The following is a 24,173-nucleotide window of genomic DNA, read 5'->3' as shown; positions in this document are numbered from 1 at the left end:
TCATATCCTACCCAATCGTTAATAATAGTTCATCTAGAAGAATGATAACACAGAATAATCGTACAATCACAACTTTTACATGCGAATCATGCTTTTGCCGAATTGTAAAATGCAGCTGAAGGAGAGGTGGCTATGTATACATGAAGATATTCCATAATGTTATATGCATGCGAAAGCAAGCAAAGCGCCAGGATGAAACTCCCTTCCCGGGCACGGTCCGGCACGCGGATAACGCAGCATCGGTTTGAACATATTACAGAAGGAAATCATCCTGTGCGTAAAGGAGACTGCTGCACCATGAAATTCAAACGGTTAGCCGGATTATTGTTATTCGCTATGCTGCCGGCAGCTGCCGGCATCGCATCGGCTGCAGAACCCGGCCAGCATCCCAGCCAGCATATCGTCAAACGCGGGGACAATCTATGGGACATATCCATCAAGCATTTTGTTCCCTTGGCTGCCATCATCAAAGCCAATCCGCAAATTGAAGACCCGCATTGGATTTATCAAGGGGATATCATCCGTCTCCCGGCGAACGGTGCGGGGATGAAATCGCTCGCCTTCGGTGACGGCTTCGGCGGCAGCGGCAGTGCCGATCCCAATGCCGGTGGCAATGCCGGCGGCAATGCTGAAGGCAGCGCCAGCACTGGCGACGTAAACCAGGAAATCGTCCGGCTTGTCAATGAAGAACGTGCCAAGCAAGGACTTTCGGCGCTGACGGAAAATGGGGATCTCTCGCGGGTAGCCCTGTTTAAATCTCAGGATATGCGCGACCAAGGCTACTTCTCACACGACTCGCCATCGTACGGAAGTCCGTTCGATATGATGAAGGCCTTCAATATCAACTACTCGTACGCGGGCGAGAATATTGCCGCCGGTCAAACCACCCCTCAGGATGTGATGAATTCGTGGATGAACAGTCCCGGCCATCGCAAGAATATTATGAGCCCGGACTTCACCGAGATCGGCATCGGTTACTGCACCGGCGGAAGCATGAATCATTATTGGACGCAGCAGTTTATTAAGCCTTGACCGACAGATAACGTGCAGAAGAGCCGCTCATCCACGTAGAAGAGCGGTTCTTTCGCTGTTAAGACAATGTCTTAGGGCCCACTGCCTTTCGTTCCGAATTGGAAGCAAGCGCCCGCAGGTTAGCCCAATCCGGCGGTTTGAAATACTTAAGCAGCAAAAACTGCCTGCCCCTATGCCGAGATCGGCGAGAGTCCGTACCGGATATGCTCTCCCTTCTAAACTATGGTACAATATACTTTCCTACTATATTGACTGCAACATGTTCGCCAGTCATAGACGTCTGTAATAGGGGAGGAGATTAACGCAAGTGAATACAGAGTATCAATCATCCGTGCATACGGTGCACGAGCGGCAGTCCCGGAGAAAATCGGGGCCGTCTGTGCTTGTCTTTCTATGTGTTTGGGTCGTTCTGATCGGCACAGGCATTCTCGGTGCGATATGGTATAGCGGTAAAATCAAGGAGAGCATCACAACGGAAGTCGGACAGCAAACCTCGCAGAAAATCACGGCGATGCAAACCAGCTATGAGGCACAACTGAAACAGCTCGACACGCAGTTCAGGGAAGACATCGCCAAGCTGCAGGGCAAGGTTGACGCGCTTAACGAGCTGCTCGAATTCTCGAAGGACAACGCAAGCAGCAAGACCGATAACAGCAATAAATTGTTCACCCAGCTCAGCGAAGTGAAGAAACAGCTGAATGAGCTGAAGAAAGACTTGGACGTGCTGAAATGAGTATTACCGTTAAACAGCTTAACCGCCTCGGTCTAATCGTTTGCGCCCCGTTCCTTGGCATCTTCTTCTGGCTCGCTGCCGCCAACCTATCCATCACGCTTCCGGACGAAGTGTTCCCGAAAGTTTCTGCAGCATCCGAGATAAGCCTTACCGCTGCCGATACGGACAAGCTCAAGAGCAGTCTCGATCAAGCGAAGCAGACGGCGGTGTCCACCGCTCAGTCGATTAAGAAATCAGTCGCCTTGTACAATCAAACGAACGAGAATATGAGCCAAATCGCCAAAGTAGCCGCCGCGCAATCCGGCAGGCCTGCCATGATCTATGACCGGCGCATCACAAGGCAGCTTGGATACCCTGCCGAAACGGTGCAATCGGACAACTTAACGGCACAGCTCTTCAAAATCAAAGCCCAAAATTTTACCGGGTACGCGATGAAAGTAAAGCTGAAGTCTCCGAATGCGATGCAGATGGTGCTGGGCAAGGATAACGCCGGCCAAGCGGAGACGACCTTGTCTGCCGTCAAGCGCTATAACGCGGTTGCGGGCGTAAATGCGGGAGGATTTGCCGACAGCGGGAAGAAAAGATATCCCCTCAGCACGACTGTCATCGACGGGAAGTATGTGAACGGGTTTGAACCGACGTTCAAAGATTTGTTCTTCGTCGGCATGAACGAGGACATGGAGCTGATCGGGGGCAATTACCACAGCCAAAACCAGCTGGATGCCCAGAAGCCGAAATTCGGCGCTTCCTTCGTACCTGTATTAATGAAGAACCGCGTTCCCCAGCCGATCCCGGACAAATGGCAGGTAAGCCCGAAGCGGGCCCCGCGGACGGTTATGGCGAATTATAAAGATAACCAGCTTCTATTTCTCGTAACGGACGGGTATAACGAGAACGGCAACTCGGGCGCGACCTTGCAGGAGATGCAGCTGCTGCTTACCCGTTACGGCGCCATCGACGGCTATAATTTGGACGGCGGCGGATCATCCTCGCTCATTTTTAACGGAAGGGTCGTTAACAAGCCGTCCGACGGGCAGCTTCGGGCGCTTCCGACGCACTTTCTGTTCTTCAAATAGACAGCTATCATTCGCCATCCATACATGCGGATATCTACATAATAAGAGGAGCCGGGCAAATGCCCTGGCTCCTCTTGTTCATTACACATCTAGGTTCAACCCGCTGTATGCGGTAACGATCTCGCCATCGTACACATCCGCTACCTCGGAAGCAAGCTGGGGCACGCTGCCAAAGTGGGGCAAATGCGTCAGCACGACTTTACGCACGCCGGCCTCCTTCGCTAATCTGCCTACCTCCGCCGCATTCATGTGGCCGTAATTACGGGCATCCTTCATATCGGCATAGAACGATGTTTCCGCTATAAGAACGTCTGCATCCGCGCAATGCATGATAAGCGAATCATCGTAATAGGTATCGGCCGTGTAGACAGCCTTCTTTCCCTTGTATGAGAAGGACATCCCCACGCAATACGCTTCATGAAACGTTTTGAAGAAGGAAACCTCAAGCTCTCCCTCCGTCAAACGCCCGCCTGCATAAATCCGTTCGATGCCGGATCCTTTCATCGGCTTAAACTGGAGCTCTCGCTCCGGTTCTTCCGCGATATAGATCGGCAGCGCTTCACGGCGATGATCCAAGTCGGCATCAATTAAGCAGGCGTACTGCAAGCAGCCCAAATCCGCGACATGGTCGTAATGCCGATGTGAAATGAGTACGCTGTTCAAGGCATACACCGGCTTATATTTCTGGAGCTGGGCCAGCACGCCGCTGCCGCAATCGACCAGCATGCTCCGATTATCGTATTCAATGAGATAGCCTGCCGTCGCATCTCCCGCTTTCGGATAAGCGCCCCACGGGCCAAGAACCGTTATACGCATCTTAAGAATCACGCTCCATTCAGATACAGCAGCGCCTGATCGAATGCATCCGGACACATGAACGCTCTGGCGTGCTCATGCTTGCCCGACTGGAAAAACATCCGGACGAGCGAGCTGTTCGTCTGCATATGCTGTGCATAGGGCGAGAGGTATACCGTTTCAGCCACCGTCGTATGACGCATGTATTGTTCGAGCTGAAGCTCGTACTCCAAGTCCGTCGCGTTGCGCACGCCGCGGATAATCGCTTCGATGCCGTTGGCATTCACGTAATCGGCGACAATGCCTTCGAATGGCCTAATCACCGTACGAGCGGAATATTCGTCCGCGATCGATTTCCTGACGAGCTCCGTGCGCTGATCCAGCGTAAACTTGTGATTCTTCGCCCGGTTATTCGCGACGACAATATGAATGCGGTCAAATAATTTAAAAGCGCGTTCAATAACCGATACATGTCCGAGCGTAATCGGATCGAAGCTCCCCGCATAAACGGCCTCCACGTGCATTCCCCCTCTGCAAGCGATGCTTAGCAGCAAATTTTCTAAAATTGTAACATTTCATCCCATCATGCATCAACAGCCCTTGCAAAATCCCGCTTCCGCTAAGCTTGTATAGCCGTCGGACAGCTGATTGATTACAAGGTTCTATCCCTTGCGGCGCCTAGTCCGCAGCCCAGAACGAGCAGGCTTGCGGCAGCAAGCAGGAGGAACGGCATATCCCATCCTCCTGTCCGATCGTGCAGCATGCCGAAGAGAGTCGGCCCTGCCGCCGCCAGCAGGTAGCCCAAGCTCTGGGCCATGCCGGACAGCTTCGCCGCATCATGAGCGTCTCGCGTACGCAAGCTGAAGAACATCATCGCCAAGCTGAACGAGCAGCCGATGGCGATGCCCAGAATAATCGCCCATAGCGGTATAAGCGCGCTGCCGCCGAAGTAGAATCCGCCGATGCCGGTCAGGTACAGGACGACCGTTATGATAACAAGCACGCGCTGGTTGTTCATCCGTCCGGCAAGAATGGGAATGATGAATGTAACCGGCAGCAGCGCAAACTGCATAAGCGATAGCATCCAGCCCGCGGTATCGGAGCTCATCCCCCGGTCTACCAGAATTTGCGGAAACCAGGTAATCACAATGTAGAATATGAGCGACTGCAGCCCCATGAAGATGGTCACCTGCCAGGCAAGCGCAGATCGCCATAAGCTGCCATTCGAGCCGCGCCGCGCAGGGGCAGACCCTGCCAAGCGTTGGCCGGCACGGAATTGAGGAAGCCAGACCAAGATCGACACCAGCGCAAGAACCGCCCAGCAGCCGAGCGCCCCCCGCCATCCAAGTCCCAGATCGACGGCAATCGGAACACTGATACCGGAAGCGATCGCACCGCACATATTCATCGATACGGAATAGACGCCCGTCATCAGGCCGACGCTGCCGGGAAACTCCCGTTTCACCAGGCTTGGCATCAGTACGTTACAAACCGCGATCGCCAGGCCAAGCAGGATCGTCCCCCCGAATAGAGCTCCCGTCCCCGCCAAGGAACGGAGGACGATACCGCCTGCAAGAGCCCATAACGAAACCATGATGACCCGTTCCGTTCCGAACCGCCGCGCCAGCATAGGCGTAAGCGGAGAGAGCAGGGCGAATGCGAGCAGCGGAAAGGTCGTAATGGTTCCCGCCATCGTATTCGAAATTCCGAGCGATTCCCGAATCGAACCGATTAAAGGGCCTACCGATGTTAGCGGAGCCCGTAAATTCACCGCAATAAAAATAATGCCAAGAACAAGCAGCGCTTTCTTCGAGTGTGCGAGCGCCCCGCCTGCTGCCTTGGCTTCGCTGCTTGGCGAGCTCATGACAATGCCTCCATGCCGCTGCCATTCTCCCGCTTCGAATCCTCGATGTAACGGTGAACGGCCGCAACCGCCGCTTCAGCATCGCAAGCGACAATCGCCTCGATGACCTGCCGGTGGGATTGCAGGTACATCGTCTGATTGTCCGGCTTCAGCAAGGTTGAGATGGACTCCCGTACCGCTTGAATAAGATGATGATACAATTCAACCAGGATATCATTATGAGAAGCGGCCATAATGGTTTGATGGAGCTGCAGATCCGCAGCGACATACGCTTCCCTGTCGTTATCCGCTGCCGCCCGTTCACAAGCCTGCAAGCAGATCAGCATGGATGCGGCATCCTCCTCCGTCCTGTGAATGGCCGCCAGATAAGCCGCTTCCCGCTCAAGCGCATGCCGCACCTCCAGTGTCCGTATCAAATCCGACCTTAATAGACGCCGCTCCAGCGCAGCGCCGAGCGCGCTCGAAGAACAGACGTAAGTGCCGTCCCCCTGTCTCGTCTTCAACAGCCCCGCATGCGTTAGAGCGCGAATGGCTTCGCGCAATGTGTTGCGGCTGACGGACAGCTCGGCCATTAATTCAGGTTCGGCCGGTATCCTCATGCCAACGTTCCACTGTCCGGACTCGATTAAAGCCTCCATCTGAATCGCAACCTGCTCAACCAGGGTTAACCGGTTCGTTTTTTGCAGCATGTTCATTCCCCCTTGCTCTTTCATTCCTGCTGCATGCCTGCTTAATACAAACGTAGGATGATTGGTTTATTGGTACTTTAACACATTTGCCCGCATGAAGCAAAAAACATGGACGAGGCCGGGTCGTACGATCATTTCCTGACAGCAAAAAAGTCCATCCTCAAGCGGATGGACTTTCCAGCATGCTTACCACCAGCATTCAACCGGGTAATGGTCGGACAGCAGTTCGACTTCCGGGTCGCGAATAATTCTGGCCATAGGCTTATGATTCAATAGCGCTTCATTGATCAACATATAATCAAGTCTTAACCTATCCGCATGCATTGGATCCTCATTATACTTCGTAGGTACCGAATGTTGAAAGCCGCTGCCTGCCCCGGCATCAACCAGTCCCGCTTCAAGAAGAACCTCCATCGGCCGATAATTGATTTCGCCTTGAGCCATGAATTTACGGGACAGTCTGTCATCCTGAGACAGTTTTTCCGGTATGCCCGCATGATCATAATGCGCCTTATCCAGCGGCGAGAGGGTATTCAAGTCTCCCATGACGATAACCGGTCCGCAGCAGGTTGATATTTCCTCGATAATGAGCGCCGCTTCACGTTCTCTGTGCAAGGAATCCGCGGAAGACAAGTGCGTTACGAATAGATCCAGATCGAGAATCTTCGCATGAAGCAGACCGTGGTAGAAGCCTTCTTCCTTGATCGACACCCGTTCAACGGGATGCTTGGAGAGGATCCCCAGCCGGTAAGGGCTTCTCCCCGTATCCGTTATGGCATAATACGGGAGACCCCATTCGGCGCCATACTGCTCCATCTGGCGAGTGGTCCATCCGTTCAATTCATTGAAGCCCAATATATCGTAATTTTGCCGACTTATCCACTGCCCCAGCCGAACCAGACGTTCCGGCTCAGGAGAACCGTCCAGAATGTTGTACTGCCCTATTTTCATTTACGAGAACCTCCACAGCAGGGACCTGTCGACTTCTCTCCCCTGAACGAAGCTGCGGCCGGAATTATAATCCGCCTTAAAGCTCAGCCCATTCACCGCATGCGTATGGATGGAAACCGACTGCTGCGTCGCCTCCATAATTTTATACTCGAAAGGCGCTTCAATAAAGGAACTTGCGGTAAGATACACGCCGGCTTCCGTATGCTTCAACGTATTGATGTGGTTATGCCCGGACAGAACGCCTCTTACTTCAGGATAGGATTCCACGATATGGACAATGGCCTCTTGAAATGCGGGAGGGACGTCATGGATAATACGATCTGATCCGCTCTGTTCCATAGATACGCCGTATATCGGATTATGTATGGCTAACCATTGATTTCCCCCCTTGTATCTGGCAATGGATTCTTCCAATAATGGCAGCTGATCGTCCAGGAAATAAGCCTCCTGCCGGCTGCTCCAATAGTAAGGAACGCCGCTCTCCCATTGGTTTGGCGTAACATGTATGACGCAGTCCCCATGTTCGATCGTGTATTGAGGGGATTGGCCTGCGAAAAATTCAGGAGCGAGGGTTAGCCATAACGATAGAGCATCCTTGCGATCCAAGTCATGATTGCCAAGCGATAGATAGACCGGCACCGGGAGATCGAACAGCTGTTTCGCTCTTTCGATTGCAGCCGGCGTACAGGTATCCACCATGTCTCCTCCATGCAGCACAAAATCGATTTCTCCCTTGCGCGCGTGCTCGGCAACCGCAGCGAGAAGCTCTTCCAATTTGTCCGGATAAGCAGGCTGCTGCTGAAAGCCCACAATATCCGCGCCTATATGGGTATCGGATAAATAGATAAAACGAGTCATCTCTCATCCTCCTGACAGCCCGTCAATTCCATCATGTAACAGAACTGGCGGCAGATCATTTATTTCATAAATTATACCACCGTCACGTTACTTGAAGAATATTTTTCCCTCTTTTTCATTCGGCTTGAGGTTGCTTTGCGGAAATCAAAAGGGACACGGATAGCCCGTGTCCCCATTTGTCACCATTCGATTTTATCCTGCAATAACATGTTTTTCTAAAGCATCTTCTACTTTTACATAATCGTAACCAAGATCTTTGGCAACGGCTTCAAACGTAATTTCACCATTAGCCACGTTAACACCGCGTTTTAAAGCTTCGTTTTCGGCGATTGCCCGGTATACGCCTTTGTTTGCCACCTGTAACGCATATGGAAGCGTAACGTTCGTTAAAGCGATGGTCGAGGTCCTTGGAACCGCACCAGGCATGTTGGCTACAGCGTAATGAACGACGCCATGCTTGATATAGGTTGGATTGTCATGTGTTGTAATTTGATCGATCGTTTCAACAACTCCGCCTTGGTCGACGGCAACATCAACGATAACGGAACCAGGCTTCATTGCCTTTACCATCTCTTCCGTTACCAGCTTTGGAGCTTTTGCGCCGGGAATCAATACGGCTCCGATCAGTAAGTCAGCTTCAGCTGCTGCCTGTGCGATATTGAAAGGGTTGGACATTAGCGTCGTTATTTCATTGCCGAAAATATCATCCAATTGACGTAAACGGTCAGCGCTCAAGTCGATAATCGTTACATGAGCGCCTATTCCAATTGCCATTTTTGCCGCATTCGTCCCTACGATACCGCCGCCGATAATGGTCACTTTCCCGCGGTTCACGCCAGGAACGCCCGCAAGAAGAATTCCTTTGCCTCCGTTTGATTTTTGCAAAAACTGCGCACCGATTTGCGTGGCCATCCGGCCGGCAACTTCACTCATGGGCGTAAGCAGCGGCAGCGTGCGATTCACCGATACGGTTTCATAAGCGATGGCAAGAACGCCTTTATCGATAAGTGCCTTGGCTAAAGCCGGTTCAGCGGCCAAATGCAAATAAGTGAACAAAATCAAGCCTTTGCGGAAATAGCCGTACTCGCTTGGAAGCGGCTCTTTCACTTTCATGATCAAATCCGATTTTTCCCATACAGCTGCCGCGTTATCAATAATTTCAGCACCGCTTTCGAGGTAATCTTCATTCGAAAAACCGCTGCCTTCACCGGCGTTTTTCTCAACGAATACTTTATGCCCGGCATTTATGAATGAAAAGACTCCAGCTGGCGTTAAAGCGACACGGTTTTCGTTATTTTTAATTTCTCTTGGTACGCCAATAATCATGAAATAATCTCTCCTTCAGTTTGTTTTTCGATACAATCTCGCTTTGACTGCATTTTTTTCATAATCACATACGCAATGGATAAAAGCAGCAGCCAAGGAATACCAAATTGAAGCATGATTTTGAAATCGGTAAACCATGCCGTGACCATTAAACTTAGCAGGAGAAGTCCTCCCACTATCGTCAAATACGGAAACCCTATCATTCTAACCGGCAGCTTGCGGCCGCCCGTCTTTTCCCATTTCCTTCGGAAATATAAATGAGAAACGAAAATAATCAGCCAGGTAAAAAGTGAACCAAACATAGAAATCCCCATCATAAATGCATAGGAAGATCCGGGCAGCAGCGCATTTACTACTGCAGCGACAATAATGCCCATGGTGGAAACGGTTAGCGCAGCCGTCGGCACGCCTTTTTTATTAAGCTTGCCAAACAGGGCTGGCGCAAACTTTTCTCCCGATAACGAAAACATCGTTCGCGAGGAAGCATAAAGCTGCCCGTTCATGGAAGATAAAGCGGCTGTTAAAACGATAAAATTCATGACTCCAGATGCGCCGGGTATATTCAAGATCTCCATTACTTTTACAAACGGACTTTCTTCAATTCCTGCCGATTGCCATGGAACAATCATCAGCATAATCGCCAAAGTCAACACATAGAAAGCGGACAATCGGAATACCGTCGCTTTCAATGCCTTCGGTACAGCTACATCGGGATCTTTCGCTTCACCTGCCGTAACCGCGACCAATTCCGTGCCTAAAAAGCTAAAAAGAGAAATAAAGACGGCAATCCACATCCCTTTGAATCCAAAAGGCAGAAAACCTCCATGATCGACAAGGTTATTGGCTCCCACATGTTCATGACCGGAAGTTCCGAACAGAATGTAAGCGCCAAGAAGAATAAACCCGACGATCGCACTAACCTTGATCATGGAAAACCAATACTCGAATGCTGCGAACGCATTGACGCTGGTAGCGTTTACATAAATGAGAACCGCTGTAAATAAGATGATCCATATGACGCCAGGAACCCCTGGAAACCAGTATTTCATGTACACCGCGATTGCGCTTATTTCAACCCCGATAGCCAATACCTGCGCAATCCAGTAAGAGTACCGGACAAGAAAGCCTGCCATGGGATGAAGATATCGATCGGCAATCGTTCCAAAGGAGCCCGAGGTTGGATGGGCAACCGTCATTTCCGCCAAACATCCCATCAACAATAAAACGATAAACGCACCAATCGTATAGCTGAGCAGTACACCAGGCCCCGCAGTGCCGATGGCTAATCCGCTTCCAAGGAACAATCCTGTCCCAATGGCCATTCCCATTGCGATCATCGAGAGCTTGCTTGTCGTTAACTCCCGTTTTAATCCTTTACCGCTGTTATTAATCTCCATTCTATTTCATCCCCTTCTTTCACCATCAGGCCTTGTCCGATCATTCCTTAATGCCATGAAAGGGATAGCCGCTCTCATAGCGTTCTACATTATGCAACAACTTCACGTTCATTTATAAATTTCTCATACTGTTTATCAGTCATGATCTTCTTAAGAATTCGAACCGTTTCCCAAACATCCTGATAGGATGAATAAAGGGCAACCGGTGCAAGCCGAATGATATTGGGGGCCCGAAAATCCGGAATGATCCCGTTATCCTTCAATGATTTGCAAATTCGTGCTGCTTCAACATGTTCAAGACTTACATGCCCGCCGCGTCGCGCATCCTCTCTTGGCGTTCCGATGATAAACCCCATACCCGCTAATTCACTGTCAATTAAATCCATTAAATATTGATTGATTTTAAGCGATTTCAGGCGAATATTTTCGATACCCGCTTCTTCAAAAATTTCTAATGACCCGATCAAAGGAGCGACGCTAAGCACATGAGGAGTTCCGATTTGGAACGCTCCTGCGGAATGAGCGGGAGTTAATGAATGCTCCATATCGAATTGTTTCTCTTTAGCGGAACTAAACCAACCGGCAAGTCCAGGACTCTCTCCAAAATGCTTTCGGTTTACAAACAATCCCCCAACACCGCCGGGTCCTCCGTTTAAATGTTTATAATTGCACCAAAACGCAAAATCTACACCCCATTCGTTGAAGGAATGCGGAACCGAACCCGCGGAGTGGCAAGCGTCAAACCCGATTAAAATACCTCTGCGATGCGCTTCATCAGTTAATTGCTTCATATCCAATATTTGACCGCTGCGATACAATACGGTGGGCAAAACGATTAGAGCGACTGTTTCGTCCATGGCTTCGATAATGTCCTCTTCTTCCAGGAAGCGGCCATCCCGGCTTTTCACGCGAATGAGATGCGTATCGGGATCGTATCCATGAATCCTTAATTGGCTTTGAAGAGCATAAATATCGGATGGAAATGTTAGTTCATCCGCTAAAATTTTGGTGCGCATGCCTTCCGGCTTATAAAACGTAGACACAAGCTGATGCAAATTCACGGTTGTGGAACCGGTCACAATGACTTCTTCGGCCGATCCTCCCACTAACGGAGCAAGCTTCTTTCCCAGTTCCTCCGCCATGAAGAACCATGGATGATTCCCCTGCGTCCAGCCATCGATGCCATGGTCCTTCCAGTCTTCTAACGATTCCAAGAGTGTCCTTTCCGCTCTCTTCGAAAGCAGCCCCAAGGAGTTCCCATCCATATAGATGGATCCAGGCTTCAAATAAAACTCTTCCCGATAACGCCCAAGAGAATCTTCCTTATCCAATTCTTTCGCATATTCTAACGTCGCTTCAAAGTTTTTTAAACGCATCAAGATTCTCTCCTTTGCTAAATAAATGATTAAGCGCTTTCTTGAATGAATATGACATAGTGTCAATAACATTATTGCGCTGAATATGACACGGTGTCAATATTACTGCGCGATCCAATTATTGACACGTGCACTTCAAAGGCATCCCTTTCCTTTTGGCTCAAAACCATATATTCTAGAGATAATGAGTCGTGGAGGAATAGAAATGAACCAACGTAATGTAGAGGATAAAAGACATTTGCGCTCACTGAAAACAAGAAGCAAATTATTGGAGGCCGCGAAGGAAGTTTTTCTTCAGGAAGGCTTTCATAAAGCGACGATCAAGCAAATGATTAACAAAGCGGGGATCGGATACGGCACGGCCTATGTTCATTTTGAGGGAAAAGAAGATCTTCTGATTGTATTGATGGAGGATGTCATGGAACGATTTTTTGAAATTGCCGAGATCTCCTTCCTGCCAAAATCGAAACAAGAAGCCGAGGAAATCATTAACAAACAAGCGAATGCTTTCTTAAAAACGGCGGAAGCCGAACGGGATATGATGCAAGTTTTTGAACAGGCCATTGGGGTTTCTTCTATAGTGTCGGATAAATGGAAAGTTATTCGGGGAAAATTTATTCAGCGTATTTCAAAAGACGTTGCCTATGCACAGCAAAATGGACTGGCCAGATCCGGAATAAATCATGAGATCGTGGCACGGGGCTGGTTTTTTACGAATGAAATGTACCTCTGGGAAATTGTCCGGGACGAACATCATGGTTCTGTCGAAGAGATCGCTGCAACGATCACTTCCGTGTATGTCACAGGGCTTTATATATAGTTCAGAATAAAAAGAAAAACTCGCTTATAATGAAAAAGACCAACCGCCGCAGGATTGGTCTTCTTTGTTATGCATGCCCAGAGGATCGTACCCCTGACCTCATCGCTTTTCGAACTATCAAATCTTACGCATTCTAAAATCAACTTAATTTCTACGGTACCTGCCGCCAATACTGCCTCTTCCCTTCATCGCGGACGATGAATCCCATCTTTTAACCCAATAGAAGTCCTATAGCTCCGAATCCAACGTATAAAATGAGCCGTGTTGACTCAGAATACCCCACGACGGTTTGCTGCTCTGATGTATTGGCTGACATGCCGGCATTCACCCTTTTCTCTGTTTGGCTGCTTGACGAACAAGCTTCACAAGCTCGCGGCAGTAGGTTTCCGGATCAATCTTCCGCGTGATCGGGGAAATCCCCATCATGTACTCCCCGATCGCCCCTTGAATCATGCTGGCCATGACGGACGGGTCGAATTCGCCGAATTCCCCCTTGTCCTGTCCGTCTCTCAAAATTTGCTGCAGCTCCCGGACGATCGAATCCTCATCTTCGTCACCTAATTTATAGTCAACATTCGCTAGCTTGCAATAAAAAATAAAGACACAAAAAAATCCCTTGAATAATCAAGGAATTTACATGTTTGTAAGTATGGTGCGGTCGAGAGGACTCGAACCTCCACGAGATTGCTCCCGCCAGCCCCTCAAGCTGGTGCGTCTGCCATTCCGCCACGACCGCAAATTGTGATTTGATATGCTGCTCAATGCATATCGATAAAATGGTGAGCCATGTAGGACTCGAACCTACGACACCCTGATTAAAAGTCAGGTGCTCTACCAACTGAGCTAATGGCTCTTAAGATGGTGACCCGTAGGGGATTCGAACCCCTGTTACCTCCGTGAAAGGGAGGTGTCTTAACCCCTTGACCAACGGGCCGCAATGGTGATCATCAGCGTCAGCTCATTCAAGCGACAAGTAAGATCATAACACTTTTCATTACATGGTGCAAGCTTTTTTTTCGAAGTTTTTTGAAGCTTCTTCAACTCATCCGTGAATGCATTCGCCAATGTATCAGAGTCGATCCAATAAGGCAAACAAAAGGAGCCGCCTGGACGGCCCCGCGTCACATTCATAAATGATGGCGGAGAGAGAGGGATTCGAACCCTCGCACCACTTGCGCAGTCTAACCCCTTAGCAGAGGGTCCCCTTGAGCCACTTGGGTATCTCTCCATGAATGGCTCCCCGAACAGGACTCGAACCTGTGACAACTCGATTAACAGTCGAGTGCTCTACCAACTGAGCTATCAGGGAACATTATTAGTGACAAGAAATAATGTATCACGAATCAATTTTTAAGTCAAGCATAAATAATAATAATTTTCCTCTGCATGCTCCGCAAGCATATCGCCTTGGATCAACCTTACGCTTGCGCAGATATTCCATCCCGCAATTACGGCAAACGAGCTTGTAACGATGCGGCAATGTTCTGCGTATTTCGCGCCCGGGAAGCGATTTGCAGAACCGCGATCCCCCTACATGCGCGAGCAGCTGTTTGAAGTCCGCGTCCCGGTGCTTGTATCCCCGCTTCAATTGATGCAGATGATAATGGCACAGCTCATGCTTGATGATCTTCTCGGTCTCTTCTTCACCATAGCTCTCCAGCTGATGCGGACTGATCTCGATATTATGCGATTTCGTAAAATAGCGGCCGCCGGTTGACTTCAGACGCCTGTTAAAGGTCGCTTGATGCCGGAACGGCAGCTTGAAAAACTGCAGCGAAACCCGTTCCACCCATTCCTGCAGCTGCTTGTCCGTCATGTCCTGCGCCCCCTCCTGTCCGCATACTTCAAGTATGGCTATCGAATCTATGTTGCTACTTGAATTGTAAAGGATGAATACGCTAAACTGTCAAGTAGGTTCATGAATCGACATGTTCGAGAGGAGAGGTCACCCTACTATGCCACACATGCGTTACGTTATTATGAACGGCACCAGCGGCATCTCATTCGTAGAAATGCCCGCATCGCACGCTTATCAGTTAAGCGCGCTTAATCTGCGCTTACATAAAGAAATCGACAAGCTGACCGCCAGCAATGTTCCTCAGCTGCCTTATGCGATCGGTGAATGCGAGGATCTGGAGCTGCACGACAAGTCGCTTCAGAAGCAATCCGGACTGGATTATATGAACGAATTGGAACGAAGCTTCTCCGCTATCGAGGAGAAATCCTATCCGCTCATCTCGCTGCTTACGGAAATCCGCGCGCTTCAAGCGCAGCTCGAGCAGTGGTATGAAGAAGAAATGGATGTCTGATCTGCCTTAGCAGTCTAAGCGGATCGTCGTATGAAGGATTGAATTCATTGGGACCTGCACGGACATCCGCCCATCCCCATATACTAGTTATTACACAAGTATGGGCAGGAGGAGGGCGATGCATGTGCCGCAGTGGCTGTGCAATCAATTAATGCGTGCTTTTATGAAGAAAGACCGGCGGCAAATCAGGCTGTTGAACGATTGCTGGTACTTTTACCGCACGAAGCAGCATCCTAACGACGACAGTGCCAGTTTATAATACACGTTGTTCCATGCTCCTTGCCGTTTGTCCCTGAGGAGCTGGCGCGAACAGCAAAGAAAAGCCCTGACAGTCGGTCAGGGCTTCTCTTTGCTGTTTTGGCCAAATGTTAGTCCGGCTTGCGCATGGTAAGGCCGACGCGTCCTTTCTTGACATCTACGCTCAGTACCCAGACAGTCACGTTGTCTCCGACCGATACGACATCCATCGGATGCTTCACGAACTTGTTGCTCAGCTGGGAGATGTGGACCAGGCCATCGTTCTTAATGCCGATGTCCACGAAGGCGCCGAAGTCTATGACATTGCGCACCGTGCCGTGAAGCTCCATACCGGGCTTCAAGTCCTCGATATCAAGCACATCCGTATGGAAGATCGGCTGTGGCAGCTCCTCCCGCGGATCTCGTCCAGGACGCAGCAGGCTGTCTATAATGTCGCGCAGCGTCGGCACCCCAACCCCCAGCATCGGCGCTGCCTCCTCAGGCTTAACATCCATGAGAGCCGCTTTGAACGACTCGCTGCCGAGCTGATCCAGCTTCAGTCCAAACGCTTGGCACAGCTTGTCCACCACCTCATACGACTCCGGATGAATAGGTGTCCGGTCAAGTATATTCGCGCTTTCCAGCACGCGAATAAAGCCGATGCACTGCTCGTACGTCTTCGCGCCCAATCTCGGCACGCTCTTCAGCGCTTTGCGGTCTTTGAAGATTCCGTTCTCATCGCGGTATTTCACGATATTTTTGGCGGTTGTCGCGTTGATTCCGGCGACATAACCGAGCAGCGAGGGCGAAGCCGTGTTCACATCGACGCCGACATGGTTGACCGCCGATTCCACGACGCCGCCTAGGCTTTCATCCAGCCGCTTCTGGCTTACATCATGCTGATATTGGCCGACGCCGATCGCTTTGGGCTCGATCTTCACGAGCTCTGCAAGCGGATCCTGCAGCCTTCTGGCAATGGAGACCGCGCTGCGTTCGGCTACATCGAGCGCGGGGAATTCATCCGCCGCCAATTTGGAAGCGGAATAGACGCTGGCCCCTGCCTCGTTCACGATAATATATTTGATATCGCGGCCCTTGTCTTGGCCCGCCGCCTTGCGTTTGCCGATCATACCGGCGATGAACTGCTCCGTCTCGCGCGAAGCGGTCCCATTGCCGATTACGATGAGCTCGACCTTATACTTGTCGATGAGGCCGCCGATCAGCTTCTCCGCTTCCGCAACCTTGTTGTTCGGCGCCGTCGGATATACGACCGCAACCTCCAGCAGCTTGGACGTTTCGTCGACGACGGCAAGCTTGCAGCCGGTGCGGAATGCGGGATCGACACCAAGGACGACATGGCCGCGCACAGGCGGCTGGAGGAGCAGATTACGCAGATTTGCAGAAAAAATTTGAATGGCGTGCTCCTCTGCCTTATCCGTAAGCTCCCCGCGCACCTCCCGCTCGATCGATGGAGCGATCAGCCGCTTGTAGGCATCCTCGATCGTCTTCACCAGCACGTCCCTGATTACCTGCGTGGTGCCGCCTCGGACGATCTGGCGGTCGATGTAATCATGCACGCGTTCTGCAGGCACCTCCAGGGAAACGCGCAGCACGTCTTCCCGTTCTGCCCGGTTAACGGCCAGCGTCCGGTGCGGCGGCAGCTTCTTCATAGGCTCCTGATAGTCGTAATACATCTCGTAGACCGACTCTAACGATGCGTCCTTCACTTCCGTCCGCAGCACGCCGTGATCGAATGTATGCCGCCTTACCCAAGCGCGAATCTTGGCATCGTCGGCAATTTGCTCGGCAATGATGTCCATCGCGCCCTGAAGCGCATCATCCGCCGTATTCACGCCCTTCTCTGCGTCGATATAACGCTCCGCCTCCCGCATCGGCTCGCCTTGACGAGGCTGCGAGAAGAGCCACTGCGCAAGAGGCTCGAGACCCCGCTCTTTCGCAACGCTGGCTCTTGTTTTGCGCTTCTGCCGGTATGGCCTGTAGATATCTTCTACTTCCTGCAGTTTGACCGATGCAAGGATGGATTGACGCAGCTCGTCGGTCAACTTGCCCTGCTCTTCAATCAAACGGATGACTTCCCGCTTGCGCGACTCGAGATTGCGCATATACTGCAGCTTTTCTTCAATCAAGCGCAGCTCGTTCTCGTCGAGCTCTCCCGTCATTTCCTTCCGGTAGCGGGCGATGAACGGGATCGTGTTGCCTTCGTCAAGCAAACTAACCGCCGACTTCACCTTCGTTAACGGCAGGGACAGATCAATGGAAACCCGCTTAACGATTCTTTCCTGCTCGGCTGCCTGCTCTTCGGGCGTCAGCTCGATCTTCCCCCCGGCGCCAAGCTCCGCTTCTTCTTCTGCGATACGCTGTTTCGTCTCTGCCACTTTGTCCGTCCTCCATCAGCTTTAGCTTGATATACAACTATATACAATAAGGAGAACCCTTACGCGGCCGGCTAAGCCGGCACATAAGGGTTGTTTGCTTTTTCAAATCCGATTGTCGTCTGCGGGCCATGTCCCGGATATACGCGTACGTTCGAATCAAGCTTGTACAGCTTATTGCGGATCGAATCGTACAGATCGCGTTCGCGGCCGCCCGGTAGGTCCGTCCGTCCGACTGACATGCGGAACAGTACGTCTCCGCTAAGGAGATGCTCGCCGCACAGCAAGCTTACGCTTCCGGGCGAATGGCCCGGGGTGTGCAGCACCTTGAAGGTGTGGCCGATCAGCTGCAGCTGCTGGCCCTCCTCAAGGGCATGCTCTGCCGGATCCGTGGTCAGCGGCTTGGTAACGTCGGACCATCGCATCGACCCGTTCTTGGCCGCATCGGTCAGCCAGTCCGCCTCCAGATCATGCAGATAGACGGGACAGCCCGCGGCTTTCCGCACCTCGTCGACCCCACCCATATGGTCAAAGTGGGCATGCGTCAATACGATCGCTTCGATCTTCACATCGCGAATCCGCTCCAGCAACCGCTTGGGTCCCATGCCGGGATCGACGATAAAGCCGCGCTGGCCGGTCTCTTCCATCACTAAATAAGCATTCGTTTGCAAGGGGCCTAGTGAGAAGGTTTCAATTGTCAGCATGGATTATAGCGCCGACAGCAGCTCGCGCAGCTCTTTCACGATAATTTGCTGGTAACCGGCGCCTTCGCCGTAACGGCGTCCCATCTCTTGGCGCGTCTCGGCCAGCTTCTCTTGATAATCCGCCGCTTCGCGGTCGGAGTTCGCCAATTTGAAAGCGGTCATCGCTTCCTGCACATGGCTTGGACGCGGTCCCCATTGGCCAAGCACGTGTCCGCCCGTATCGGTGAAGATGACGATTGGAATCGCGCGTCCGCCCATCGTCAGAAACTCATCCATCGTGTCCAAATGGTCTTCCATGACCAGCACTTCCGTCGGAATGCCCGTAACCTCCAGCGCTTTGAAGACGACAGGCAGGTTGCGCACAACGTCTCCGCACCATTCCGCCGCCAGAATCAGACAGCGCAGGTCGTCGCGGTTATTGATGGATTCGAAATATTCCCGGTCATCCTCGCTCGGCCATTCGAACTGGCTCTGCCAGCTTTGGAACGTCTCTTTATTTTTCTGGAAGGAATCGATAAATTGCTGTGTGCTGATGCCTTTATTCAGCTTGTTGGCCAAATTTTTGCTCATCGGTTACGACCTCCTAAAAGTTTTGTGTAGCATACGCTTCTTTGCTATTGCTTCGCAGCAAAACTGACTTCGGAAGCATCCGCTTCGTTTTGTGTAGCATACGCTTCTTTGCTATTGCTTCGCAGCAAAACTGACTTCGGAAGCATCCGCTTCGTTTTGTGTAGCATACGCTTCTTTGCTATTGCTTCGCAGCAAAACTGACTTCGGAAGCATCCGCTTCGTTGTGTGAAGCTGGGGCTTCTGTTCGATTGCTTCATAAGCAAGTACTTTATGTTTTGCCGAATAACGTTTATGGTCAAACATAGACGATTCTCTATATTGTACCAAACGATGCTTCCCATCGCCAATTATATCGATTTGCCCCGTTTGCGGAGCACCTTGAACAGCACGTAAACGATCAGCAGGCCGATCGCGATCAAGATTGCCGGCTGCACGTAAGGCGCTGCCTTCTCATCGATATTCTCCCATTGATCTCCGAGCGTATAGCCCAAGTAAACGAACAGAATCGACCACGGGATCGAGGCCAACAGCGTCAGCAGCGTGAACAACCCGAAATTCATCTTCGCGATGCCGGCCGGAATCGAGATCGCCTGCCGCATAACCGGAACGAACCGCGCCGTGAATACGATACCCGCTCCATATTGCTTAAACCACCGCTCCGAGATGTCCAGATGCTTCGGTTTGATTTTTATATATTTACCGTATTTTTCAAAGAATGGACGCCCTGCAAACCGGCCGATCGCATATAAGATCCACTGCTGAATGACTGCTCCGATCGTTCCGAAGATAACGGCGCCGAGAAAGGTGACTTTACCTTGAAACACCAAATAGCCGCCGAATGCCAGTACGATTTCGCTAGGAATGACCTCGATCGCCAATCCGATGACAATGCCGTAATAGCCCAAACTTTCCACCCACAGCAGCAAGCTGTCAAGAACCTTGTGAATCCAATCCATTCTCCGTCTCCCATCCAACGCATATTTTACTTCTCTTAATCTAACGGTATTCTAGCATACTTCCAGACATGCCATCCATAGACCCAATGGAGGACAAAGGTGAGACCCGCATGCATTAATTATCATTTTCGATTTCGTTATCATCGGCAGACAAGCCCGTGCATAGACTAGCTGTGATACTGATCCGATGAAAGAAGGTGGGCGTTTCATGTCAAAAATTTTTGTCGTGAAGAAAAAGCATTTCCGTCTCTTCTCCCTTGTGCTCCTCGTCCTGCTCATTGCTGCCGTTTACATCAAATGGAACCCGGCGAAGCCCGCCATGAGCGCGCCGGAGCAAGTCCGCGTCTTTCACCTGGTTACCGGGGAATTCGAGGCGCGTACGGATGACGGCAAAAAAATCGAGGTCTACCGCTGGGATCCCGGCACCATTATCGTCAACAAGGGGGATCAGGTCGAGCTGCGCATTACAGGCGTCAATGGGGAATCCCATCCTTTCGTCATTGAAGGCCTGGGGATTAAGGGCGTCGTAACGAAAGGCAAGACGACAACCGTCCGGTTCAAAGCGGAAGCGAAGGGCACCTACCCGATCGTGTGCCAGACCCATACGGAATCGAGTCACGGCGCGCCTATGGTCGGATATATTCAGGTCCAATAGTCGCAAACGCGGTACCGTCACGGCCACTGCCTTGAAGCGCCGCCGCTTGTGACCTCCTCCACCCCGGAAGCATATATAGGGGATAGGGAGGAGTCGGTGACGATGAAATCTTCGGCTAACCACAACAATAAGCATACCGAGCAATACCCCAGCGCGCGAAAAATCAGGCGGGCCTGCGATAACGAGCTATACCGGACGATGAAGCGGCTCGGCATTTGGATTCCCAGCGACAAGATCCAGGAAGCCGAGAAGCTGTATTACCGCAAAGTCATCCTGAATTCGATTTGGATTTACGAAAATCGCAGCAATCGGCGTCTGCTCGCCGACTGGTGGGACGAGAACGTCAACGATGAAATCGCCGCATTATGGAACGTCGAGCCGGGCAAGCTGCGAACGGCGTTCCGGGATGCGTTCGGCGGCTGAATATGCCCCTTCCGGCGGCACAACGAACAGCAGCGCAGCTCCGATGAGGAGCTGCGCTGCTGTTTTCGAATGATTAGGGTTAAGTGTGGTTGAGCCATCCTTGCGCGTCAACGAATCGTCATTAGCCGATAATGGCGAACGCTTCGGAGCCCGCTGGAATGGTGCGCTGCCGGAACAGAATGCCGGTGGGGCTGAATGTTTGGATGGTGAAGGTGGCATTCGTCAGCGTTCCGATATTCCCGAAGCGGACGACGCCGAAATTATCGAAGAATGCGGTCGATACGAGCGTGTTTCCCCTGAACAAACGAGCGAAGAAGCCTGTTGTGTTAAAGGTCACTCCATTATTCTGCACCCAAACAACCGTCAGGCGATTCAGAATCGGCCCGGATTGCACATTCCGTTTCGTTGGCACTGCCATGCGGATGACTTTGCCCCTGCCGACCACTTCCCGCCTTGGTCTAACGCGTGTCGATGCCATGCCCATCGCTCCTTTCACGTTTGCAACAGCATATGACGCAAACGGGGCGAAAGATTGGACACACCGCCCGGGCATCGACCCGTTTTCACGGTTCCTGAAGATAATCGAGCAGCCGCCTGCTGACTTTGGCAGCCTTCGCCGCTTCTTCCGTGACTTCAAAGCGGCGGCCATTCGCCTGATAAGACTCGCGTCCGAGCGCTTCATAGGCATCATAGAAGGCCAGCGCCGTCTGAGCGGCAAGACGAGCCTCGCCGTAGAGGCGTTCGGCTCGCTTCGACTGCGCGAGCCGGGTCATGGCGACGACCGCGTCGGTCTGCTTGACGCGGGCGAACCGGTCATACCGCAGCGCGAGGCGCATATGCGCCGCCGCCTGCGAGACGTCGCCGCGCTCGGCCGCTTCGGTGCCGAGCGCCCACAGCAGCGGCACGGACTGCGGCTCGCTCCGCAGTCCGGCAGCCAGCAGCCCCGCGCGTTCCGCCGGCGGGGCTAAGGGCGCCAGCTCGAGGCGAATCCGCGTCCAATGCGGATTCGCCTCGAGCGCAGCGCGCAGCGCGGCTGCCCGCGCATCGCCGTCTGCGGCGACGGCCGATGCGCGGTGCTGCGCGGCGCGATCCAGCTGCCAGCCGGTGACGGCGGCTGCAGCGAACACCACGGCGGCCGTCGCCGCGGCGGTTGCCCGCGCCGCCAGCCGCCAGCGGAATGCGTACGGCGTCTTACCCGCCGCCGCCGCCGCACCGGCTGTCCCCGCTCCCTCCAGGCTGTAGAGCGCGATCCAGCCGAAGGCGAGCAGCCAATAGAAGCCGAACGACATATCGAAGTCGGCGGCGGCATGAAACAGCAATACCGCCAGCGGAATAAGACCGGCCCGGTCATGCCGGAAGACACGCAGCAGCAGCGCCCCCAGAACAACGGCGAACACCGCGGCGCCGACTAGTCCGATATCCAGCAGCAGCTCCAAGTAACCGCTGTGGACTTCACTGCCCACATAGGGCTGCGATTGCATTTGCGTAAACAGCACCTGCCAGGTGTCGCCTCCGCGGCCAAACAGCGGGGCCTCCAGAAACAATTTGAAAGCATCTTGATAGAACAGCATGCGAGAGCCGGCCGTCTGGAAATTGCCGCTTACCCGGCCTTGAACGGCCGTCACGAGCAGCAGAATCGCTGCGGCAGCGCCCGCTGACCAGACGCCCCATGCGATAAGGCGCTCCCGCCGGCCGAGCCCGCGGCTCAAGAGGCGGCGGATTCCGATCATCCCGAGGCCGGATAAGATGACCGCGGCAAGCAATACGGCCGCTCCCGTCATCTCTCCCCAGCCTTGGGAAGCTCCGCTGGTATGTAAGCCCGCTTTCAGCAGAAACCGGTAGCCCGCTCCTGCCGCGAGCAGCGTCCAGCCGCTGTATAGCAGCCAACCGGTTCGCTCTCGGCGCCCAAGCAGCAGCAACCCGGCCAGCCAGCCGATTGCAGCGGCCATCCAAGCACCGCGCGATTCCGTCAGCAGGAGCACAAGCGCCGCAGGAACGCTCTGCAGAGCGGCGGCCGCAAAGGCCAGCCATGACCGTTCGCGGACAAGCAGCAGCCATTGCCAGACCGTATAGGCCCCTGCCACTGCGCCGAGCATATTCGGGTATTGGAAATAACCCGCTAAGCGGGCGCCCGTAGCGGACAGCTGTTCATCGCTTGTTACCATGACGATCTCCGGGAATGCGATCCACCCCATCCATCCCGCCAAGGCCCCCCAGACGACAAAGGCCCCTGCTGCCTGTATAGCCGCCGCAAGCCAGATCCGGCCGGAAGGCGGCCGAAGCCAGAAATAGAGGCTCCATAATATGGCGCCGTATGCGGACCAGCGCAAGGCTTGTCCGATGGTTCCGTTAACCGATGCCGGTTCAAAGGCCAGCGACAGCGCGTACAGCAGCGCGATCGCCAGCGGCCCATATGCCGCGGCGGGAACCGCATGCCAGCAAGCGGCGGCACGTCGAGGAGCTGTTGAAGCAGCCTCCTTCTCCTGAATAAGGGCCGCTGGCTCCTCCGGGAATCCCCGATGGGAGGCTCTCCGGGGAAGTTTCCTGCGGGTAAGGCGGGCAATGGACGCAAGCAGCATCGAGGCCAGTGCGGTTATGGCCAGCAGCCATTCCCATCGGTAGAACGATACGTCGAAGAACATGCCGTATCGGTAGGACGAAACGATAAGTACGATGGCGAACCAGCATGCAGCCGCCACAGCCATAGCCCCGGGCATCCCGGCACCCCCTGATTGTAAGTTTGCTAGTCCTCCGATTCATCGAATCGGCGCAGCGCTTTCCCAGCATCATGATCCCTGTTCCATGTCCAATCGAATGGATCATTTTTGCATGTGCTTATTTCCATCGATTGTATCATAGCGCGCTGCCGCTTTCGAAGGCGGAGAAAAGCCGGTCCAAAACTTTTTTCTGCGTGCTTTCGTTATGTTCACATATAGCAGCGATCGCCACCCGGGCGGCCGGTCCTGCTGCGCAATTGATGGACAACACTCATGAAATTTTAACGATAGA

The 24,173-nt window shown here is 52.5% G+C and carries 27 protein-coding genes and 5 tRNA genes; 8 read left to right on the top strand and 24 right to left on the bottom strand.

Going from position 1 to position 24,173, the window contains the following annotated elements; all coding sequences use genetic code 11:
• The first annotated feature begins 297 nt into the window (after positions 1 to 297).
• The 3 genes from L1F29_RS07660 to L1F29_RS07650 all read left to right on the top strand — a co-directional run bounded on the left by L1F29_RS07660 (position 298) and on the right by L1F29_RS07650 (position 2,841).
• Positions 298 to 1,032 (top strand): CAP domain-containing protein, encoded by a 735-nt coding sequence (locus L1F29_RS07660; RefSeq protein ID WP_258387740.1) that lies wholly within the window; start codon positions 298 to 300, stop codon positions 1,030 to 1,032.
• 307 nt (positions 1,033 to 1,339) lie between these two features.
• A complete protein-coding gene (locus L1F29_RS07655) occupies positions 1,340 to 1,765 on the top strand; it encodes a hypothetical protein (RefSeq protein ID WP_258387739.1) in 426 nt (141 codons plus the stop codon).
• Positions 1,762 to 2,841 carry a phosphodiester glycosidase family protein gene (locus L1F29_RS07650; protein WP_258387738.1) on the top strand — a complete coding sequence of 360 codons (1,080 nt, stop codon included), beginning with the start codon at positions 1,762 to 1,764 and terminating at the stop codon, positions 2,839 to 2,841. The genes L1F29_RS07655 and L1F29_RS07650 overlap by 4 nt, the downstream gene beginning before the upstream one ends.
• 81 nt (positions 2,842 to 2,922) lie before the next feature.
• Here L1F29_RS07650 and L1F29_RS07645 read toward each other — a convergent pair whose 3' ends face one another.
• From L1F29_RS07645 to kynU, 9 genes are all read right to left on the bottom strand, one after another.
• Positions 2,923 to 3,657: an MBL fold metallo-hydrolase gene (locus tag L1F29_RS07645; RefSeq protein ID WP_258387737.1), complete on the bottom strand. Its 735-nt coding sequence runs from the start codon at positions 3,655 to 3,657 to the stop codon at positions 2,923 to 2,925.
• 8 nt (positions 3,658 to 3,665) lie between these two features.
• Positions 3,666 to 4,154, bottom strand: a complete 489-nt coding sequence (coaD, locus tag L1F29_RS07640; RefSeq protein WP_258387736.1) for a pantetheine-phosphate adenylyltransferase — start codon at positions 4,152 to 4,154, stop codon at positions 3,666 to 3,668.
• 134 nt (positions 4,155 to 4,288) lie between these two features.
• Positions 4,289 to 5,500, bottom strand: a complete 1,212-nt coding sequence (locus tag L1F29_RS07635) for a CynX/NimT family MFS transporter (protein WP_258387735.1) — start codon at positions 5,498 to 5,500, stop codon at positions 4,289 to 4,291.
• Complete coding sequence (locus L1F29_RS07630) at positions 5,497 to 6,189, bottom strand: FadR/GntR family transcriptional regulator (protein ID WP_258387734.1); 693 nt, start codon at positions 6,187 to 6,189, stop codon at positions 5,497 to 5,499. The genes L1F29_RS07635 and L1F29_RS07630 overlap by 4 nt, the downstream gene beginning before the upstream one ends.
• Positions 6,190 to 6,375: 186 nt before the next feature.
• Positions 6,376 to 7,140 (bottom strand): endonuclease/exonuclease/phosphatase family protein, encoded by a 765-nt coding sequence (locus L1F29_RS07625; RefSeq protein ID WP_258387733.1) that lies wholly within the window; start codon positions 7,138 to 7,140, stop codon positions 6,376 to 6,378.
• On the bottom strand, positions 7,141 to 7,998 hold the full coding sequence (locus L1F29_RS07620) for a metallophosphoesterase family protein (RefSeq protein WP_258387732.1): 858 nt from the start codon (positions 7,996 to 7,998) through the stop codon (positions 7,141 to 7,143).
• Positions 7,999 to 8,190: 192 nt separating this feature from the next.
• On the bottom strand, positions 8,191 to 9,324 hold the full coding sequence (gene ald, locus L1F29_RS07615; RefSeq protein ID WP_258387731.1) for an alanine dehydrogenase: 1,134 nt from the start codon (positions 9,322 to 9,324) through the stop codon (positions 8,191 to 8,193).
• Positions 9,321 to 10,721: an amino acid permease gene (locus L1F29_RS07610; RefSeq protein WP_258387730.1), complete on the bottom strand. Its 1,401-nt coding sequence runs from the start codon at positions 10,719 to 10,721 to the stop codon at positions 9,321 to 9,323. The genes ald and L1F29_RS07610 overlap by 4 nt, the downstream gene beginning before the upstream one ends.
• Positions 10,722 to 10,810: 89 nt before the next feature.
• Positions 10,811 to 12,097, bottom strand: a complete 1,287-nt coding sequence (kynU, locus tag L1F29_RS07605; RefSeq protein ID WP_258387729.1) for a kynureninase — start codon at positions 12,095 to 12,097, stop codon at positions 10,811 to 10,813.
• Between the two features lie 205 nt (positions 12,098 to 12,302).
• Here kynU and L1F29_RS07600 point away from each other — a divergent pair, with 205 nt between their 5' ends.
• On the top strand, positions 12,303 to 12,917 hold the full coding sequence (locus L1F29_RS07600) for a TetR/AcrR family transcriptional regulator (RefSeq protein WP_258387728.1): 615 nt from the start codon (positions 12,303 to 12,305) through the stop codon (positions 12,915 to 12,917).
• Positions 12,918 to 13,068: 151 nt separating this feature from the next.
• Here the strand turns inward: L1F29_RS07600 and L1F29_RS34590 are convergent, their stop codons facing one another.
• The 8 genes from L1F29_RS34590 to L1F29_RS07565 all read right to left on the bottom strand — a co-directional run bounded on the left by L1F29_RS34590 (position 13,069) and on the right by L1F29_RS07565 (position 14,733).
• The gene (locus L1F29_RS34590; protein WP_444980956.1) at positions 13,069 to 13,125 is read right to left on the bottom strand and encodes a CysS/YqeB C-terminal domain-containing protein; all 57 of its coding nucleotides are present in this window, start codon (positions 13,123 to 13,125) and stop codon (positions 13,069 to 13,071) included.
• A 116-nt stretch (positions 13,126 to 13,241) separates the two neighbouring features.
• On the bottom strand, positions 13,242 to 13,514 hold the full coding sequence (locus L1F29_RS07595; protein ID WP_373876530.1) for a hypothetical protein: 273 nt from the start codon (positions 13,512 to 13,514) through the stop codon (positions 13,242 to 13,244).
• Between the two features lie 53 nt (positions 13,515 to 13,567).
• Positions 13,568 to 13,653: transfer RNA gene (locus L1F29_RS07590), tRNA-Leu, on the bottom strand.
• Between the two features lie 41 nt (positions 13,654 to 13,694).
• Positions 13,695 to 13,770: transfer RNA gene (locus L1F29_RS07585), tRNA-Lys, on the bottom strand.
• Between the two features lie 6 nt (positions 13,771 to 13,776).
• Positions 13,777 to 13,851 (bottom strand) — tRNA-Glu (locus L1F29_RS07580).
• Between the two features lie 203 nt (positions 13,852 to 14,054).
• Positions 14,055 to 14,145, bottom strand: a tRNA-Ser gene (locus tag L1F29_RS07575).
• Between the two features lie 5 nt (positions 14,146 to 14,150).
• Positions 14,151 to 14,226, bottom strand: a tRNA-Asn gene (locus tag L1F29_RS07570).
• A 27-nt stretch (positions 14,227 to 14,253) separates the two neighbouring features.
• Positions 14,254 to 14,733, bottom strand: a complete 480-nt coding sequence (locus L1F29_RS07565) for a SprT family protein (RefSeq protein ID WP_258387726.1) — start codon at positions 14,731 to 14,733, stop codon at positions 14,254 to 14,256.
• Positions 14,734 to 14,872: 139 nt separating this feature from the next.
• On the opposite strand from L1F29_RS07565, the gene L1F29_RS07560 reads away from it, so the two are divergent.
• Both L1F29_RS07560 and cmpA read left to right on the top strand, forming a co-directional pair.
• Positions 14,873 to 15,226 carry a hydrolase/acyltransferase gene (locus tag L1F29_RS07560; RefSeq protein WP_258387725.1) on the top strand — a complete coding sequence of 118 codons (354 nt, stop codon included), beginning with the start codon at positions 14,873 to 14,875 and terminating at the stop codon, positions 15,224 to 15,226.
• 124 nt (positions 15,227 to 15,350) lie between these two features.
• The gene (gene cmpA, locus L1F29_RS07555; RefSeq protein WP_204817941.1) at positions 15,351 to 15,485 is read left to right on the top strand and encodes a cortex morphogenetic protein CmpA; all 135 of its coding nucleotides are present in this window, start codon (positions 15,351 to 15,353) and stop codon (positions 15,483 to 15,485) included.
• A gap of 109 nt (positions 15,486 to 15,594) precedes the next feature.
• Here cmpA and L1F29_RS07550 read toward each other — a convergent pair whose 3' ends face one another.
• From L1F29_RS07550 to uptA, 5 genes are all read right to left on the bottom strand, one after another.
• Positions 15,595 to 17,859, bottom strand: coding sequence for a Tex family protein (locus L1F29_RS07550; protein WP_373876481.1), 2,265 nt, complete (start codon positions 17,857 to 17,859; stop codon positions 15,595 to 15,597).
• Positions 17,860 to 17,930: 71 nt separating this feature from the next.
• Complete coding sequence (locus tag L1F29_RS07545) at positions 17,931 to 18,560, bottom strand: MBL fold metallo-hydrolase (protein ID WP_258387724.1); 630 nt, start codon at positions 18,558 to 18,560, stop codon at positions 17,931 to 17,933.
• A 3-nt stretch (positions 18,561 to 18,563) separates the two neighbouring features.
• Positions 18,564 to 19,130: a thioredoxin family protein gene (locus tag L1F29_RS07540; RefSeq protein ID WP_258387723.1), complete on the bottom strand. Its 567-nt coding sequence runs from the start codon at positions 19,128 to 19,130 to the stop codon at positions 18,564 to 18,566.
• A gap of 111 nt (positions 19,131 to 19,241) precedes the next feature.
• Complete coding sequence (locus tag L1F29_RS07535; protein ID WP_258387722.1) at positions 19,242 to 19,433, bottom strand: hypothetical protein; 192 nt, start codon at positions 19,431 to 19,433, stop codon at positions 19,242 to 19,244.
• Positions 19,434 to 19,477: 44 nt separating this feature from the next.
• A complete protein-coding gene (uptA, locus tag L1F29_RS07530; protein ID WP_258387721.1) occupies positions 19,478 to 20,086 on the bottom strand; it encodes an undecaprenyl phosphate transporter UptA in 609 nt (202 codons plus the stop codon).
• Positions 20,087 to 20,294: 208 nt separating this feature from the next.
• On the opposite strand from uptA, the gene L1F29_RS07525 reads away from it, so the two are divergent.
• Together L1F29_RS07525 and L1F29_RS07520 are read left to right on the top strand one after the other, a co-directional pair.
• A complete protein-coding gene (locus L1F29_RS07525; protein ID WP_258387720.1) occupies positions 20,295 to 20,741 on the top strand; it encodes a cupredoxin domain-containing protein in 447 nt (148 codons plus the stop codon).
• Positions 20,742 to 20,843: 102 nt separating this feature from the next.
• Complete coding sequence (locus tag L1F29_RS07520; protein ID WP_258387719.1) at positions 20,844 to 21,164, top strand: dehydrogenase; 321 nt, start codon at positions 20,844 to 20,846, stop codon at positions 21,162 to 21,164.
• 121 nt (positions 21,165 to 21,285) lie between these two features.
• Here L1F29_RS07520 and L1F29_RS07515 read toward each other — a convergent pair whose 3' ends face one another.
• Together L1F29_RS07515 and L1F29_RS07510 are read right to left on the bottom strand one after the other, a co-directional pair.
• Positions 21,286 to 21,642 (bottom strand): hypothetical protein, encoded by a 357-nt coding sequence (locus tag L1F29_RS07515; protein WP_258387718.1) that lies wholly within the window; start codon positions 21,640 to 21,642, stop codon positions 21,286 to 21,288.
• 85 nt (positions 21,643 to 21,727) lie between these two features.
• Positions 21,728 to 23,881 carry an O-antigen ligase family protein gene (locus L1F29_RS07510; protein WP_258387717.1) on the bottom strand — a complete coding sequence of 718 codons (2,154 nt, stop codon included), beginning with the start codon at positions 23,879 to 23,881 and terminating at the stop codon, positions 21,728 to 21,730.
• Positions 23,882 to 24,173: the final 292 nt, after the last annotated feature.

The organism is Paenibacillus spongiae (assembly GCF_024734895.1).
Lineage (GTDB): Bacteria > Bacillota > Bacilli > Paenibacillales > Paenibacillaceae > Paenibacillus_Z > Paenibacillus_Z spongiae.
This window is presented reverse-complemented; position numbering and strand designations above follow the sequence as displayed.